14 protein-coding genes are annotated in these 15,760 nt (G+C 69.0%); 8 read left to right on the top strand and 6 right to left on the bottom strand.

What is annotated here, in order from left to right:
- Window positions 1–20: 20 nt before the first annotated feature.
- Window positions 21–1,199 carry an LLM class flavin-dependent oxidoreductase gene (locus tag IE157_RS12000; RefSeq protein ID WP_098055323.1) on the bottom strand — a complete coding sequence of 393 codons (1,179 nt, stop codon included), beginning with the start codon at window positions 1,197–1,199 and terminating at the stop codon, window positions 21–23.
- Between the two features lie 165 nt (window positions 1,200–1,364).
- Between IE157_RS12000 and IE157_RS12005 the strand changes: the two genes are divergently transcribed.
- From IE157_RS12005 to IE157_RS12030, 6 genes are all read left to right on the top strand, one after another.
- Window positions 1,365–1,844, top strand: a complete 480-nt coding sequence (locus IE157_RS12005; protein WP_193520084.1) for a transporter substrate-binding domain-containing protein — start codon at window positions 1,365–1,367, stop codon at window positions 1,842–1,844.
- Window positions 1,841–2,839: a cation diffusion facilitator family transporter gene (locus IE157_RS12010; RefSeq protein WP_193520085.1), complete on the top strand. Its 999-nt coding sequence runs from the start codon at window positions 1,841–1,843 to the stop codon at window positions 2,837–2,839. Before IE157_RS12005 ends, IE157_RS12010 begins: the two co-directional genes overlap by 4 nt.
- A gap of 62 nt (window positions 2,840–2,901) precedes the next feature.
- A complete protein-coding gene (locus IE157_RS12015; protein WP_145007185.1) occupies window positions 2,902–3,660 on the top strand; it encodes a LamB/YcsF family protein in 759 nt (252 codons plus the stop codon).
- Window positions 3,657–5,444 (top strand): 5-oxoprolinase subunit B/C family protein, encoded by a 1,788-nt coding sequence (locus tag IE157_RS12020; RefSeq protein ID WP_318281471.1) that lies wholly within the window; start codon window positions 3,657–3,659, stop codon window positions 5,442–5,444. Before IE157_RS12015 ends, IE157_RS12020 begins: the two co-directional genes overlap by 4 nt.
- On the top strand, window positions 5,441–7,243 hold the full coding sequence (locus tag IE157_RS12025) for an acetyl/propionyl/methylcrotonyl-CoA carboxylase subunit alpha (RefSeq protein ID WP_145007183.1): 1,803 nt from the start codon (window positions 5,441–5,443) through the stop codon (window positions 7,241–7,243). The genes IE157_RS12020 and IE157_RS12025 overlap by 4 nt, the downstream gene beginning before the upstream one ends.
- Window positions 7,240–7,890, top strand: coding sequence for a GntR family transcriptional regulator (locus tag IE157_RS12030; RefSeq protein ID WP_064846398.1), 651 nt, complete (start codon window positions 7,240–7,242; stop codon window positions 7,888–7,890). Before IE157_RS12025 ends, IE157_RS12030 begins: the two co-directional genes overlap by 4 nt.
- A gap of 18 nt (window positions 7,891–7,908) precedes the next feature.
- Here IE157_RS12030 and IE157_RS12035 read toward each other — a convergent pair whose 3' ends face one another.
- From IE157_RS12035 to IE157_RS12045, 3 genes are all read right to left on the bottom strand, one after another.
- Window positions 7,909–9,162, bottom strand: coding sequence for an NRAMP family divalent metal transporter (locus IE157_RS12035; RefSeq protein WP_082943308.1), 1,254 nt, complete (start codon window positions 9,160–9,162; stop codon window positions 7,909–7,911).
- Window positions 9,163–9,431: 269 nt separating this feature from the next.
- On the bottom strand, window positions 9,432–9,935 hold the full coding sequence (locus tag IE157_RS12040; RefSeq protein WP_064846399.1) for a DUF4870 domain-containing protein: 504 nt from the start codon (window positions 9,933–9,935) through the stop codon (window positions 9,432–9,434).
- A 56-nt stretch (window positions 9,936–9,991) separates the two neighbouring features.
- The gene (locus IE157_RS12045) at window positions 9,992–11,566 is read right to left on the bottom strand and encodes a DUF3533 domain-containing protein (protein ID WP_145007180.1); all 1,575 of its coding nucleotides are present in this window, start codon (window positions 11,564–11,566) and stop codon (window positions 9,992–9,994) included.
- A gap of 95 nt (window positions 11,567–11,661) precedes the next feature.
- Here IE157_RS12045 and IE157_RS12050 point away from each other — a divergent pair, with 95 nt between their 5' ends.
- Both IE157_RS12050 and IE157_RS12055 read left to right on the top strand, forming a co-directional pair.
- Entirely contained in the window at window positions 11,662–12,357 is a 696-nt protein-coding gene (locus IE157_RS12050) for a TetR/AcrR family transcriptional regulator (protein WP_145007178.1), read from the top strand.
- Window positions 12,330–13,472, top strand: a complete 1,143-nt coding sequence (locus tag IE157_RS12055; RefSeq protein WP_318281472.1) for a KUP/HAK/KT family potassium transporter — start codon at window positions 12,330–12,332, stop codon at window positions 13,470–13,472. Before IE157_RS12050 ends, IE157_RS12055 begins: the two co-directional genes overlap by 28 nt.
- A 153-nt stretch (window positions 13,473–13,625) precedes the next feature.
- Here IE157_RS12055 and IE157_RS12060 read toward each other — a convergent pair whose 3' ends face one another.
- Complete coding sequence (locus IE157_RS12060; protein ID WP_193520087.1) at window positions 13,626–14,288, bottom strand: CPBP family intramembrane glutamic endopeptidase; 663 nt, start codon at window positions 14,286–14,288, stop codon at window positions 13,626–13,628.
- Between the two features lie 4 nt (window positions 14,289–14,292).
- On the bottom strand, window positions 14,293–15,750 hold the full coding sequence (locus IE157_RS12065; protein WP_193520088.1) for a tryptophan-rich sensory protein: 1,458 nt from the start codon (window positions 15,748–15,750) through the stop codon (window positions 14,293–14,295).
- Window positions 15,751–15,760: the final 10 nt, after the last annotated feature.

Genomic DNA, 15,760 nt, shown 5'->3' on the forward strand with positions numbered 1-15,760 from the left:
CTCTGACGTGGTACGTGAACTTACTTGGCGTTCTCGTGGTCGCGCTGCGCGGCCTCCGCCTGCTGTGCGCGATCCTTCGCGGCCTGCGAATCCGGGCCACCGCCGGGGATCGGGTCCTTGCCCGCGGCGTGGCGCGCCACGAGGGACTCGTGGGTGGGGGCCTCGGGCACGTGGGCCGGGCGAGCGGCGTCGAACTCCTTGCGCAGCACCGGGACGACCTCCTCGCCCAGGATGTCCATCTGCTCGAGGACGGTCTTGAGCGGCAGGCCGGCGTGGTCCACCAGGAACAGCTGACGCTGGTAGTCACCCGCGTACCCGCGGAAGGACAACGTGCGCTCGATGACCTGCTGCGGGGATCCCACGGTCAGCGGGGTCTGCTCGGTGAAGTCCTCGAGCGACGGGCCGTGACCGTAGACCGGCGCGTTGTCGAAGTACGGGCGGAACGTACGCATGGCGTCCTGCGAGTTCTTGGCCATGAACACCTGACCACCCAGACCCACGATCGCCTGATCGTAGGAGCCATGGCCGTAGTACTCGTAGCGCTGGCGGTAGAAGTCCACCATGCGCTCGGTGTGCTCCTTGTTCCAGAAGATGTTGTTGTGGAAGAACCCGTCACCGTAGAATGCGGCCTGCTCCGGGATCTCCGGGGAGCGGATGGAACCGTGCCACACGAACGGCGGGACGTCGTCCAGCGGGCGCGGCGTGGCTGTGAAGCCCTGCAGGGGCGTGCGGAAGCGACCGGAGTAGTTCACGCTCTGCTCGCGCCACAGCCGGTACAGCAGCTGGTAGTTCTCCACGGCCAGCGGGATGCCCTGCCGGATGTCCTTGCCGAACCACGGGTACACGGGCCCTGTGTTGCCGCGACCCAGCGTGAGGTCCACGCGCCCGTCCGCTAGGTGCTGGACGTACGAGTAGTCCTCCGCGATGCGCACGGGGTCCGTCGTGGTGATCAGCGTGGTGGCGGTGCCCAGCTGGATCTTCTCGGTCTGCGCCGCCAGGTGGGCCATGAGGATCGGCGGGTTTGCGGGCGCCACGAACGGCGGGTTGTGGTGCTGGCCCATGGCGAACACGTCCATACCCACCTCCTCCGCCTTGCGAGCGATGGCCACGGTGGCCTTGATCCGCTCGTTCTCGGTGGGGGTCTTGCCGGTGGTGGGGTCCTGGGTCACGTCCCCGATGGTGAAGATGCCGAGTTGCATGTCGGCCTCCTTGGCTTGTGGTCGACGACGCCGCAGCGCGAGTGCCGCAGCTCCGTTCCGTAGATATTTCAAATTTGAATTACCTATATAATGCGCCGCCGCGGAGATTTATTCCAGGGAAAATATCCGGGTGTGGCGAACGGTACTCCGGCCTACAGTGGTGCCATGAGATCACCCATCGGGCGGCTGATTGCTCTCCTGGCCCTGCTTCTTGCGCTGGCCGGGTGTTCGGGTCACTATCCCGCGGACCCGCACGGGACACTCGAGCACGTGACCGACGGGGAACTCCGTGTGGGTGTCTCACACAGTCCTCCGGAGACGGATCTCGGACCCAACCCACCCACGGGCACCGAAGTGGATCTCGTGCGGCAGTACGCCGAGACCGTGAATGCCCACCTCACCTGGACTCCCGGTGGCGAGGAGGATCTCGTCAAGCAGCTGAAGAACGGCCACCTGGACCTGGTCATCGGCGGACTCACGAAGGACAGCCCGTGGGACACGGAGGTGGGCATCACCCGCGGTTACGCCGAATCCACCGACGAGTTCGGCGACACCCGGAAACACGTCATGGCGGTACGCAACGGGGAGAACGCATTTCTCCTGGACCTCGAAGCATTCCTCGCCGACCACGGAGGCAGGTCATGAGCGCGCAACACCACCCGGTGGACGGCGAGCAACTCCCGCCGGAGATCACCCGAGCCCTCACCCGGGCCGTGCGCCTGGAATGGATCACCCTCGGGACCCTCGCGGTCACGGTGACCCTCGTGTTCCTCGTGCTGGGGAACTCGCAGGCCATGAAGACGGCATGGGTCGAGGACCTATTGTCCTTCATCCCGCCCATTGCGTTCCTGGTCGGCGTACGGATCACCCGCCGCCCGGCCACCGCGAAGCACCCTTTCGGCCATCACCGCTCCGTGGGGATGGCCCACCTGGTCTCGGCCACCGCGCTGCTGGTCATGGGGACATATCTGATCGTCGACTCGGGCAGCAAACTCATCACGGCGGAGCACCCGTCCATCGGCGGGATCCAGCTGTTCGGCACCACGGTGTGGCTCGGCTGGTTGATGATCGGGGTCCTGGTTGTCACGGGCATCCCGCCGGTGATCCTGGGGCGCATGAAGTTGAAACTCGCGACACCGTTGCACAACAAGGTGCTCTTCGCGGACGCGGACATGAACAAGGCGGATTGGATGACCTCCGCCGCGGCCACCGCGGGTGTGATCGGGATCGGCCTGGGGTGGTGGTGGGCGGACGCCGTGGCGGCCATCGTGATCGCCGTGTCCATCCTCAGGGACGGGATCACGAACCTCCGCGCCGCCGTGGCCGGGCTCGCGGATGCCCGTCCCACCACCGTGGACAACAAGGAGCCTCACCCGCTCAACGCGGACGTGGACGCCTTCCTCCGACAGCTGGAGTGGGCGCGCGTGGGTGCCGCACGCGTACGCGACGAGGGTCAGGTGTTCCAGGTCGAGGGATTCGTGGTTCCCCGCACCCCGGATGTCGCGACTCCCGATCGGCTGGACGCCGCCCGCAAGCAGTTGCTGGCACTGGACTGGAAGATTCGCGACGTGGTGCTCATCCCCGTCAACACGCTTCCGCGGATCCTGGAGGCCGAGGAGTTCGAAGGTCATTCGCACTAGATTGTTGAACAATCCTCCCGCGTGCGGCATTCTGGAACTCGGTACTGAGACGGAGGTCACGCATGACGGTCATCGATCTGAACAGCGACGTGGGCGAGTCGTTCGGCAACTGGCACATGGGCGACGACGCCGCCATCTTCCGTTCCGTCTCCTCCGCCAACGTGGCCTGCGGGTTCCACGCCGGGGACCCGGGCACCATGGCACAGACGTGCCGGGACGCGGTGGCCGCAGGAGTCACCGTGGGCGCCCACGTGGCGTACAGGGACCTGGCCGGTTTTGGCCGACGGTTCCTGGACTGCTCCCCCACCGAACTCGCCGATGACGTGCTCTACCAAATGGGTGCACTCGAGGCGATGGCGCGCTCGGTCGGCACGACCATCAAATACGTCAAACCCCACGGGGCGCTGTACAACACGATCGTCCACCACGAGGCACACGCGCAGGCGGTCGTGGACGCGGTCAAGGCGTTCGGCGGTGACCTCCCGTTGCTGCTGCTGCCCGGTTCCGTGGCCCTGGACAAGGCCGAGCGAGCGGGACTGCGTGGGGTGGCCGAGGCATTCGCCGACCGTGGGTACACCCCCGAGGGCACGCTGGTCTCCCGCCGCGAGCCAGGCGCTGTGTTGCACGACGCCGCCCAGGTCACCGAGCGCATGATCCGCCTGGCCGAACACGGCACGCTGACCGCGGTGGACGGCTCCACAGTGCACCTCGCCACCGAGAGCATTTGCGTGCACGGGGACACCCCCGGGTCCGCAGCCATGGCCGCCGAGGTCCGCGCGGGTCTGGAGCGCGCGGGCATCACGATCCGGTCGTTCGTGTGAGCGGCCGCGATTCGACGACGCCCGGTCCGGGCACCGCCCACGACGGCGCGGGCGTGCCCTCCCCGGCCACTCCACGAGCCGCCAACGTGACGCAGAGCGGATCCGGCGCGCCGCGCACCGCACCCCGGGACCGAGCCACCGCGCCTGCCACGTCCTCATCGGCAGCACCCGACACGGCCACCCCGCCGCGGACGGGTCTGCGCTGGGCCGGCACGCGGGCCTTCCTGATCGAGTGCCCCTCGCTCGAGCACGTGATGCGGCTGCATGCCCACCTGAGTGCCCATCCGTACCCGGGTCAGCTCGATGTCCTGGCCGCCGCGGAGACCGTGTTGCTGACCTTCACAACTCCCGCCGCGGCGCGGAGGGCCGTGAGCGACGTCGTCGACATCCGGCTCGATTCCACCGAACCGGCCGCGGGTAAGGACGTGGCGATCGACGTGGTCTACGACGGCGAGGATTTGGCCGCCGTGGGAAAGCTGACCGGGCTCGGCGAGCGCGGCGTGATCGAGGCGCACACGGGAACCGGCTGGACGGCGGCGTTCGGCGGGTTCGCGCCGGGATTCGCGTACCTTGTGGCCGACGGCGATCCGCTCGAGGTGCCGCGCAGGGACTCGCCGCGCACCGCGGTGCCGGCCGGGTCCGTGGCGCTCGCGGGACGCTTCTCGGCCGTCTACCCACGGCGTTCCCCCGGGGGTTGGCAGCTGATCGGTCACACGGACGCGCCGCTGTGGGACGTGGACCGGGAGGAGCCCGCCCTGATCCGACCGGGTGACACCGTGCGCTACCGGGCGGTGCGCGAACTCGTGACGGTGTCCTCGGAGACGGCACTACCAGCGTCGCGCCGGGAGCGGACACACGCCCTGGTGATCGAGGATCCCGGGATGCAGTCCCTGCCCCAGGACGGCGGCAGACCCGGCCGAGGCGACCTGGGCGTGGTGGCCTCCGGCGCGGCGGACCGCGCGTCGGCCGAGCAGGCCAACCGGCTGGTGGGCAATTCGCCCGAGGCCGCCGTGATCGAGTCGCTGCTGGGTGGGCTGTCCGTCACGGCCCGCGGGCACCACGTGCTGGCCCTCAGTGGCGCGCCCACTCCGGCCCGGATCGAGGGACCCCTCGGCGGACGCGCCGTCACGTGTCACGCTCCGTTCGCCCTGTACGACGGCGAGCGCCTCACCCTGGGCGCCCCGGGCAGAGGCCTGCGCACTTATCTGGCAGTCCGCGGTGGGATCGACGTGCCCGAGGTCCTGGGAAGCCGCTCCACGGACGTGCTGTCCGGGATCGGACCAGACCCGTTGAGCGCCGGTGACGAACTCCCGGTCCTCGAAGTTGCCGCGGGCAGAGCCGTGGGCCTGCCGGAGCCACCGGCGGTCACCCTCCCCGCTCCCGACGAGACCGTCACACTGCGTGTGAGCCCGGGTCCCCGCGACGACTGGTTCACCCCGGAGGCAATCGAGACGTTCCTCTCCCGGGACTGGGTCGTGAGCGAGCAGTCCAATCGTGTGGGGGTGCGCTTCGAGGAACCCACCGAGGGCCCGCCGCTCGAGCGTTCCCGCGAGGGCGAACTGTCGAGCGAGGGTGTGGTGGCCGGTTCCCTGCAGGTTCCCCACTCGGGGGTTCCCGTGCTCTTCCTGGCCGACCATCCCGTGACGGGCGGCTATCCCGTGATCGGGGTCGTGCTCCCGGAGGACCTCCCCCTCTCCGCCCAACTACCCCCGGGCAGCACGGTCCGCTTCACGTTCACCGACCCGCGCCACCCGGCATTCGACACCGCAGGAGACACACCATGAAGAAGGTCCTGATCGCCAACCGCGGGGAGATCGCGGTGCGGATCGCGCGGGCGTGCGCGGACGCCGGCCTGACCTCGGTGGCCGTGTACTCCGAACCCGACGCCGACGCCTTCCACGTGCAGACGGCCGACGAGGCCTACGCCCTGCCCGGTTCCGCCCCCGCGGACACCTACCTGCATATCGACCGTCTGCTCGCCGTGGCCTCCCGTTCCGGCGCGGACGCCGTGCACCCGGGCTACGGGTTCCTGTCCGAGAACGCGGACTTCGCCCAGGCCGTGGCGGATGCCGGCCTCACGTGGATCGGGCCGTCCGCCCGGGTCATCCGCGAACTGGGCAACAAGGTCACCGCCCGCGCCATCGCCGTGCGCGCCGGCGCTCCCCTGGTCCCCGGCACGGACGGTCCCGTGGACGACGCCGCTGCGGCCCGGTCATTCGCCGAGGAGCACGGACTGCCCATCGCCATCAAGGCCGCCTTCGGCGGTGGTGGTCGTGGGATGCGCGTGGCCAGGACCATGGACGAGATCGACGCCGCGTTCGACGCGGCGGTGCGCGAAGCGACGTCGGCGTTCGGGCGGGGTGAATGTTTCGTGGAGCGTTTCCTGGACAAGCCCCGCCACGTGGAGGCCCAGGTCATCGCGGACACCCACGGTTCCGTGATCGTGGTGGGCACGCGGGACTGCTCGCTGCAGCGGCGGAACCAGAAGCTCGTGGAGGAGGCCCCTGCGCCGTTCCTGACCGATGAGCAGCGCACGACCATCCACGAATCCGCCCGTGCCATCTGCCGGGAGGCCGGGTACACCGGAGCGGGCACGGTCGAGTACCTCGTGGCCCCGGACGGGCTGATCTCCTTCCTGGAGGTCAACACGCGGCTGCAGGTGGAACACCCCGTCACGGAGCAGACGGCGGGCGTGGACCTCGTGCGGGAACAGTTCCGCGTGGCCGACGGTCTGGCGCTGAGCCTCACCGAGGACCCGCAACCGAGGGGGCACGCGTTCGAGTTCCGACTCAATGCGGAGGACCCGGCCCTCGGCTTCCTCCCCACGCCCGGCACGGTGGAGACGTTCGAGGCCCCCACGGGCGCGGGGGTGCGCATGGACACCGGAGTGCGTTCCGGATCCGTGGTGCCCGCCGAGTACGACTCCCTCCTGGCCAAACTCATCGTGTGGGGAGAGGACCGGCAGCAGACCCTCGTGCGCTCGCGCGCCGCACTGCGGGAACTCGTGATCCGCGGGGTGCCCACCGTGGTCCCGTTCCACCGCGCGGTCCTGGAGGCGCCCGCGTTCACGTCCCCGGACGGGGTGGAGGTGTACACCACGTGGATCGAGGACGAGTTCGCACCAGAGCTGGAGGCCTCCCCGTACGTGGCGCCAGGGGTCGGCGCGCGCACCACGGTCACGGTGGAGATCGACGGGCGCGCCCATCAACTGGGCCTGCCCGCAGACCTTGCCGCCGCCCTCCTGGGTGGCGGGTCCGTCGCAGGTTCCGGGTCCGCTTCGGCATCCGGGGGCGCTGAACCGCGGTCCGGTGAGACCGCGGGAGCGGGGGCAGAAACCGGGGCGGCGTCGTCGCACAATGAGGACTCGGCAGGAACGAGCCTGGTGGCGCCCATGAACGGGACGGTCGTGACGTGGGCCATGCAGGACGGCGCCGAGGTGGCCGAGGGCGACACCGTCCTCACGCTGGAGGCGATGAAGATGGAGACGCCCGTCCGCGCTCATCGCTCCGGCACGCTGACCCGGGCGGACCTGGCGGAGGGGTCCGCAGTGCGCAAGGGGCAGACGCTGGGAGAGATCGCGTGACGGCCGTCGAGCCGCGTGAGAACGCCCAGGCGAGCGCCCACGCGGCCCGGCAGTTGCGCGCCCGCATCTCGAACGGCCAACTGCCCCCGGGAGCGAAACTCTCGGAACAGGCCGTGGCCCGAGAGCTGGGGGTCTCGCGCAACACCTTGCGCGAGGCGTTCACCATGTTGGCGGCGGAGCGCCTCGTGGATCGGATCGCGCACCGGGGTGTGTTCGTTGCACAGCCCGACGCCGACGACGTCCGCGACCTCTACGCCGCCCGCTGCGTCCTGGAGCCGGGCACCGTGCTGTGGGGTGCGCCCGATCCGCAGTCGCTGTCCCGGCTGAGTGCGCTCACCACCTCGGCGCTCGCCGCCCGGGATGCCGGGGACGTGACGGCCATGGCGGATGCGAACCAGGGCTTCCACCGGGAGCTCGTGGCGTCGTCCGGTTCGGCGGAGCTGGTCGCGGTCATGGATCTGTTGTCGGCGCGGATGCGGCTGGTGTTCCACGCGATGTCCACGGATCCGCAGTTCCACGCGCGCTACGCGGTGCGCAATACCCAGGTGCTGCGATCCCTCGAGTCCGGCGACCGTGACCGGGCCATGCACCTACTCAGGGAGTCCCTGACCGCGGCACGGAACGAGATCCTCGCGCACCTGACCTGACGGTTCGGGTGGGCGGGATCAGGACCAGAGCTTCGCGAGGCCCGCCAGGGAGTTCCACGCGAGATACACCGTGAGCAGCCAGGCGAGGACACCCACCACGAGCAACCACACCGGGTAGCGGTAGCCGTGCAGCAGATCCCTGCGACGCCATGCGACCCACAACAGGATGGCGAAACCGAAGGGCAGGATCAGGGCGTTGAAGGCACCGGCGAAGATGAGCAGGGTCTGCGGTGCCTGGCCCAGGAAGAAGTAGACCACCGCGCACACCGCGATGAAGGCCACGGTGAGCAGGTTCCGGGTGCGCGGCTTGCCCTGGGACGAGGTCACGAAGGAGATGGACGTGAACGCGGCCCCGATGACCGAGGTCAGCGCCGCGGCCCACAGCACCACACCGAAGATCCGTACACCGATCTCACCGGCCGCGGCACCGAAGGCCTCCGCCGCCATGTTGTCGCTCGTGAGGGAGACGCCGCCGGCCACCACGCCGAAGATCGCGAGGAACAACAACACACGCATCACGCACGTGACCAGGATGCCCAGCACGGAACTGCGCGTGATCTCCCGGACGCTCTCCACACCGGTGACTCCCGAGTCGATCATGCGGTGCGCGCCGGAGTACGTGATGTACCCGCCCACCGTGCCGCCGATCAGCGTGGTGATCACCAGAAAGTCGATCCGCTCCGGCAACACCGTGTTCTTCAGCGCCTCCCCCACGGGCGGAGCCGCCACGATGGCCACGTACAGCATGAGCAGGATCATGACGGCGCCCAACAGCACCACGATGCGGTCCAGCGCGAGTCCCGCGCGCTTCGAGAGGAAGATCAACACGGCGATCGCGGCGGAGATCCCCCCGCCGATCTTGGGATCCAGGCCCAACATGGCGTTGAGGCCCAGACCGGTTCCCGCGATGTTGCCGATGTTGAAGACCGCACCGCCCAGGAAGACCAGCGCCGCGAGCACCGCCCCGGCACCGGGCAACACCCTCCCGGCCAGTTCCTGCGCCCGGCGACCCGAGATCCCGATGACCCGCCACACGTTCAGCTGCACGGCGATGTCCACGAGGATCGAGATCAGGATGGCGAACGCGAAGGCAGCGCCCAACTGCACCGTGAAGACGGTGGTCTGGGTGATGAAACCGGGCCCGATGGCACTCGTGGCCATGAGGAACATGGCCCCCAACAGGGCACTGCGGTGCCCGGTGGTGCGCTGGGGCGTTTTCCCGCCCTCGGTCACGGACTCGCCGGGCTGCGGGCTGGGACTGACAGAGGACATGCTTCCATCCAAGGGGTCACGTGAGCGGGGACACATTCGTGCAATGAAGGCATCCTATAGGTTGTTCAACAATCTGCCCAGCGAACCGTCGGACAACTGACGGCGCGGCGGCAATGTCCGAGGCATCCCCAGACCATGCCCGAGATTCTGGGTAGCGAAAAGCCACTTCGGACGGACCGAAGTGGCTTCTCGATGCCTCGATTTCCATTAACGGCTTCGCGCTGCCTCAGCAGTTGAGGAGCGGCTCACCCTCCGCGGGTGCGGCGCGCTCAGCGCAGGATCGGCAGCTGCATGGGATAGCGGTACACCACGCCCCGGCCGGCCCTGACCGCGGCCATGATGTGGCACACGAGCAACAGGACCCAGTACGCGGCGATCAGCAGCAACCCCACGGGCGAGAGGATCACCGTGAACAGCAGGACCCAGCCCACCAGGTTGACGAGCCACATGGTCACGTTGAAGTTGAACGCGCCCGCGGCGGCCGACCGCAGGAACGGGCTCTTGTCCTTGTAGATGAACCACACGATGAGCGGGCCCAGGAAGCCGAGCCAGCCCACGGAGACGATCGCGGCGATCGGGCCCGCGAGGTGGGTCAGCACGGCCACGGTGCGCTCGTCGTCCCGGGGCCCGGAGGAACCCGCGCGGTAGCCGTTGGGACCCTGGGCGTGCGGGCCGCCCTGGGCGTACTGCTGGCCGCGAGGGTCGGGCCCGCCGGGGCCCGTGGGTCCCTGCGAGCGGTAGTCGGGACGCGGTTGCTGCGGTTCGTAGCTCATGTCATCTCCGTGGTGTCCGAGCCGGGAAAGCTCACTGGTCGTGTCCTGGCTCCAGCCTAGGCGGAGGCGCCGTCCGGCACGGAGGGGTTATCCGCAGTCTCAGGGAGAGGTTTCTCCCCGTCGGATGCCGCGGCACGGGCGCTGTGCTTGCCGCCGCCGGCGGAGCCGCGCAGACCCACCCACTTGTCGTAGCCCCAACCGCCCAGCACACCCACGAGCAGGGCGAGGGCGAGCATGACGAACAGCCCGATCAGCCCGGTGGTCAGACCGGCCTCCGGGATCGCGTCGAAGAACAGCGCGGAGCGGATGGACGTGAAGATGTGATGCAAGGGCTCGATCGGGGCGATCGCACGGAAGAATCCGGGAACCGCCTCCAACGGGACCACGGCGCCCGCGGAGGGCAGGCCCATGAAGACGAGGTAGACCAGGCACAGCAGCATCCCCACGCTGCCGCCCACGGAGATCAGCGCCAGGACGATGGCCGAGACCGTGGACATTGCGAGCCACCCGAGCAGGAACACGAGGAACCCGTGTGGCACGGGCATGCCCACCGTGGACGCCACCCACATCATGAGCGCGGAGGCCGGGGCGGCCGCGACCACGAACGTCAGCCACTTCATGAGGTAGCCCACGGGGCGGGGCAGCACGGCCCGCTCGTAGTCCTTGAAGAACGGCCCCATCTCGAACGGGGCCATGCCCATGCGCCCATCCATGAGCAGATTGAGCGCCACGGAGCCGGAGAAGCCGACCACCAGCAGCAGGATCGAGTAGTAGAACGCGCTCATGCCCAGGGCGGTGCCCTCGGGGAGGTCGTTGTATGCCTTGGACACCATATTCACGGGGTCCTTGAGGGTGTCCTTGGCCACCGAGCTGACGGTGGGTGAGAGCTCCTTGGCGATCTGCTCGGCGGAGCCCTCCTGGGACTTCTGCACCTGCTGCGCGAACTGCTGGACCTCGGGCCCGCCCTGCGCGGCCTGGCGCTGGAGCTGCTGGGACTGCTGCTGCTGGGACTGCTGCAGCTGCTGGAGCACCTTGTTGTAGGCCTGGTCCTCGGCGGGTGCCACGGAATCCGTGAGCTGCTCGCCGAGCTTCTTGCTGGCCTCGCGCACACCGGGTTCCACGGCGCCCGTGGCCAGTCGGGTGCCCAGGGACCCGGCCTGGGGGTCCGTGTAGACCGTGACCTCGGGGCGCGCGGCGTTATCCCGGGTGAGGGACCCCTCGATGAGACTCACGGTGTCCTCGGAGAAGGACTCGGGCACCACCACGGCGGCGTAGAGCTCACCGCGATCCAACTGTTCCCGTACCTCGTCGATGCTGAGCTGCCGGAGGTCGATCTTGTCCTCCTCCGCGGCCTTGTCCGCGAACTTCTGGACGAGGTCCTTGCCCAGGTTCTCCTGGCTGGCCTTGCCGTCGGCCTGGGGCACCTCCGCGCCCTTGTCCTGGTTGACCACGGCAATGGGGAACTCCTTGAAGTGCTTGTCCGGGCTGGACAGGCCTCCCAGGTAGAGGGCGGTGCCGATCACGCCCACGGCGATGATCGCGAGCATGGGCAGCAGCCAGAACCCGACCTGGCCGAAAGGCCGTCCGAGTCGGGCCCGGAGGGAGTGGGCGGAAGCGTGTTTGGGTGTCACAGGTTTCTCCTGGCGCGAGGAATGCACGACGTGTCTGGGGGTTCCTGATCACGATACACTGATGTATCGAGATGTGAAGACGAGGCGATGGATACGTGAGCAACCATACAGACGCACCCGGTGCACCCGCTGCGGACCTCGCGGAGGGCCCGCGGCCCGTCACGAATGACCCTGCCACGCAGCAGGGCGCGCGGGACAGACGTTCCCGCAGCGCCACGCGGCTCAAGCTGATCGAACGCGCCCCCGCGGTCTTCGCCGAGCACGGCATCGAGGGCGCATCCGTGAGTGACCTGTGTGCCGCCGCGAACTTCACCCGCGGTGCGTTCTACTCCAATTTCGAGACCAAGACGGAATTGGCCGTCGCGGTGTTCGAGCACCTGGCCCGGCACCTCACCGAGACCCTCGATTCCCAACTGGACCAATGGCTCGATTCCGGCTTGGACATGGAAACCGTGGTCACCCGAATCATCCAGGGCATCACCGACCGGGTCTCCGACCCCAATCAGCAGGCCGTGCGGGTGGAGCTGTTCCTCGCGGCGTTCCGCTCCCCCGAGGTGCGCCGGGCCGTGGTGCCCATCCGGGATCTCGTCCACGGCGCCATCGAACAGGCCCTCACACGCGTGGCAGAGAGCCAGCACCTCGAATTCGTGGTCCCGCCCCAGGAAGTGGCCCGACTCATGGTCGCGAGCTACAGCGGTGTACTCACGGACCACATGGCCGTGGGTGGCGCAGAAGGCGGCGTCCGGTACATCATCCCCACCATGTGGCTCGCGTTCACGCGCCCCGCCTGATCCCCGACCCCTGTTCTTCGGCCGCCCCGCGGCGACCACTCGGAAACGACGACGCCGCGGCCGCCCTTGGCCCCCACCCGGGGTGGGCGCGCCTGCCCCTGGTCGTACTGGCCACCATGGCCACCGTGATCGCCTCCCAGTCCGTGATCTCCGGGGCGTTCTCCGCCGCACGGCAGGCCGAGCGGCTGGGCTACCTCCCCCACATGACCGTGCGTCACACGGGTCAGCACGAGGAGGGGCAGATCTACATCCCCAGCGTGAACTGGGCCCTGTTTATCGGGGTGCTCGTCCTGCTGGTGGTGTTCCGCAGTTCCGAGCGGCTTGCGATCGCCTACGGATTGGGCGTGACGGGCACGTTCCTGCTGACCACCACGCTGTTCCTGGTCTATGCACACATCAAACTGCGCTGGCCCCTGTGGCGGCTGATCGCGCTCGGCACGGTGCTCTACGTGGTCGAGGGGCTGTTCTTCGCGGCGAACACCGTGAAGCTCTTCCACGGCGGCTGGCTCCCCCTGGCGATCGCCGGGATCATGGGCGCGAGCATGCTCACGTGGCGCAAGGGCCGCCGGATCGTGATGGCCTACCAGAGTGACGTGGAAGGCCCGCTCACCGACTTCATCCGCCGCGCCCGCAACGGCCACCTCAACGAGGTCCCCGGGACCGCGGTCTACCTGCACCCCAACACGGTCCCCACCCCCCTCGCGCTGAGCGAGAACGCGCGGTTCAACCGGGTCATCCACGAAAAGGTGTTCATCGTGCGCACGGTTCCCGCCAACGTCCCGCACGTGGCACCGCAGGACACGGTCACGGTGGACCGTACGGGCGCGGACTCCGATCACATCACCCAGTTGACCCTGCACTACGGATTCCTGGACGACCCGGACGTCCCCGCCGGCCCGCGGATCGCCCGCGATCACGGGGTGGACATCGACCCGGACACCGCCCGCTACTTCGTCTCCGAGCTCACCCTCCTGGACGCGGGCCGCTACCGGGGCATGCGCAAACCGTTCAAGCTGCTGTTCATGGCCATGAGCCACAACGCTGCGGTCCCCGCCGACTACTACCGCCTCCCGCGCGAGCGCACGGTGATGATCGGGGCGCAGTTGGAGCTATGAGACGGACGACGACGCTGCACGCCCGCAGCGTCGTCGTCACGTGGTTGCCGCGCACGCGCCGTCGACCGCGAGAGCCCCGCAGCGACGTCGCCCCCGCAAGCTCCGCAGCAGCGGGACGACCGAGGGCGAGCGAACGCGAGACGGACGGACCGGTCACACCACGAACGGCAACACGAACAACATGGTGAGCGACCAGATCAGGTGGGTCACGATCCCGGGGACCAGGGAGCGCGTGCGCTCGCGCAGGTACCCCACGAACGCGCCGAGTGCGGCGGCAGCGAGCGCAAGCAGGGGGATGCCGGCCAGGGACGTGGCCGCGGTATAGGCGATCGTGGTCACGAGGATCCGGCGGCCCCGCGGGAGCACGCGCCACAGCGCGCCGCGGTAGTAGGTCTCCTCCGCGACGCCGTTGACCGCGGTGGTCAGGGCCACCATGAACAAGCTCCCCACGCGGGCGTGGTTGAGCAGTTCGTGGACGGGCCCGGCCAGGAACGGCACGAGCCGCACCATGAAACCGCCCGCGATGAAAAGCGCCGCCAGCAGCAGACCTCCGATCACCGCGTCCCGCAAGCCCTTGGGGGTGACCTTCCAGGGCAGGCGCTCCCCCGTCATCCGCACGGCGATCGAACTGCCCATGATGTATACCCCCGCGAGGATGAAGGTTGCGGGGGTGAACCACGGGTCCCCGGCGGGGATGCGCAGGGACCACGCGAGACCTGCGGCGGCCAGGAGGCCCGTGATGATCACGACCCACACGGTGCGCTTGCGCGTGGCCTGGGTGGCGTCCCCGTAGGGGCTGACCCGGTACTCGCTCACATCATCACTTCCTGCGCCGATTGAGTGCTCGGAGGGTGTTGGTCAGGACGGCGGCGAACGCGGTCCAGCCCGCGTACGGGCTGAGCACAGCGCCCTTCTCGGGGGACACCTTTGCGCTACGGCGCACCAGGTCCGCGCTGCTGAGTGTCAACAGGACAGACTCCACGGAAGACGCGGTGAGCTGCTTGCGGTGGAAGAACAGGATGCTCCACCCGGCGTTGAGCACCAGGTTGGTCCCGAGCGCGGCGATGTAGGCGCGCTTCTCCTTCTCCTGCTTCTTCTCCCCGAGATCCGCGATGGACAGCGCGCCCACCGCGGCGATGTCCGCGTACAGAGCCGTCCATGCCACGGGGAACAGCCAGGCCGGGGGCTGGAACCGGGGCTTGCGCAGTGTGCGGTACCACCGCGAACCGGGGTCGGTCGCCAGGGAACCGGCCACCGCCGTGGCCGCCACGGCCCCCGCGGTGGTCAGGAAGACGCGGCGCCACCGGCCGAGGTCCTCGTTCTTCACGGCGGCGCGCACCGCGTCGGCGAAGGACGTGTGCCCGCCCTCCGGGGCACCGATGTAATCGTCCAGGTCCCGTTCGTGCAGCACGGTGTCGTGCTGGAGGCTACCGATCAGAGGCCGCGCGAGCCGGGAGCTGATGGGGGTCGCCAGCCCGATCCAGTACGCCGCGAGCTCGGCGGTGGTCACGGGCGCGGTGAGCATGAACCGCCCGCCCTTGCCCACAGCCCGGGCGTACTGGTCCAGCATGTCCGCGTACTCGATGGCGTCCGGACCGCCCACGTCGAACGTGCGGTTCACGTCCGACGGCAGGTCCGCCGCCCCCGCGAGGTAGTGCACCACATCCGCCACGGCGATCGGCTGGATCCGGTTGCGCACCCACTTGGGGGCGATTGCACCCGGCAGTCGCTCGGAGAGGTGACGGATCATGATGAAGGACGAGGACTCGTCCCCGATCACCACACCCGTCTGCAGCGCCGCAGTGGGCACCCCGGAGTCCATGAGCGCCTGCCCCACCTCCACGCGCGAACGCAGGTGATCGGACAGTTGCTCGACCGGTTCGTCCGTGGGGTGCAGTCCCCCCAGGTAGACGATCCGCTGCACGTGGGCGTCGTGAGCGGCCCGCGCGAACGTCTCCGCCATCTCCACTTCTTCCTGTACGAAGTTCTCGGAGTCGCCCATGGAGTGCAGCAGGTACCACGCGACGTCCACGTCCTTCAGGGCGCGGGCGACGTCGCTCGCGTCCGAGGCGTCCCCCTCCACCACTTCCGCGCGGCCGGGTTCTGCGCTCTGCCCATCGGGGACGACAGCGTCCCCCCAGGGGAGGTCGCGCACCTTCTCCGCACTGCGGCTGAGCAGGCGCACCCGCCACCCCCGCTGCAACAGTTCCTGGGCCACCTGGCCGCCAATGTATCCCGTGGCTCCCGTGACCAGGGCGAGCCGTGCGGTCTCAGTCATGCGAACTCCC

Origin of the sequence: Kocuria marina (assembly GCA_014652975.1) — a bacterium.
Classification (GTDB): Bacteria; Actinomycetota; Actinomycetes; order Actinomycetales; family Micrococcaceae; genus Kocuria; species Kocuria marina.

What these genes read in the sequence shown, in the direction of transcription:
- IE157_RS12000 (WP_098055323.1), bottom strand. Translation starts at nt 1,199, where the DNA reads ATGCAACTCGGCATCTTCACCATCGGGGACGTGACCCAGGACCCCACC.
- IE157_RS12005 (WP_193520084.1), top strand. Translation starts at nt 1,365, where the DNA reads ATGAGATCACCCATCGGGCGGCTGATTGCTCTCCTGGCCCTGCTTCTT.
- IE157_RS12010 (WP_193520085.1), top strand. Translation starts at nt 1,841, where the DNA reads ATGAGCGCGCAACACCACCCGGTGGACGGCGAGCAACTCCCGCCGGAG.
- IE157_RS12015 (WP_145007185.1), top strand. Translation starts at nt 2,902, where the DNA reads ATGACGGTCATCGATCTGAACAGCGACGTGGGCGAGTCGTTCGGCAAC.
- IE157_RS12025 (WP_145007183.1), top strand. Translation starts at nt 5,441, where the DNA reads ATGAAGAAGGTCCTGATCGCCAACCGCGGGGAGATCGCGGTGCGGATC.
- IE157_RS12035 (WP_082943308.1), bottom strand. Translation starts at nt 9,162, where the DNA reads ATGTCCTCTGTCAGTCCCAGCCCGCAGCCCGGCGAGTCCGTGACCGAG.
- IE157_RS12040 (WP_064846399.1), bottom strand. Translation starts at nt 9,935, where the DNA reads ATGAGCTACGAACCGCAGCAACCGCGTCCCGACTACCGCTCGCAGGGA.
- IE157_RS12065 (WP_193520088.1), bottom strand. Translation starts at nt 15,750, where the DNA reads ATGACTGAGACCGCACGGCTCGCCCTGGTCACGGGAGCCACGGGATAC.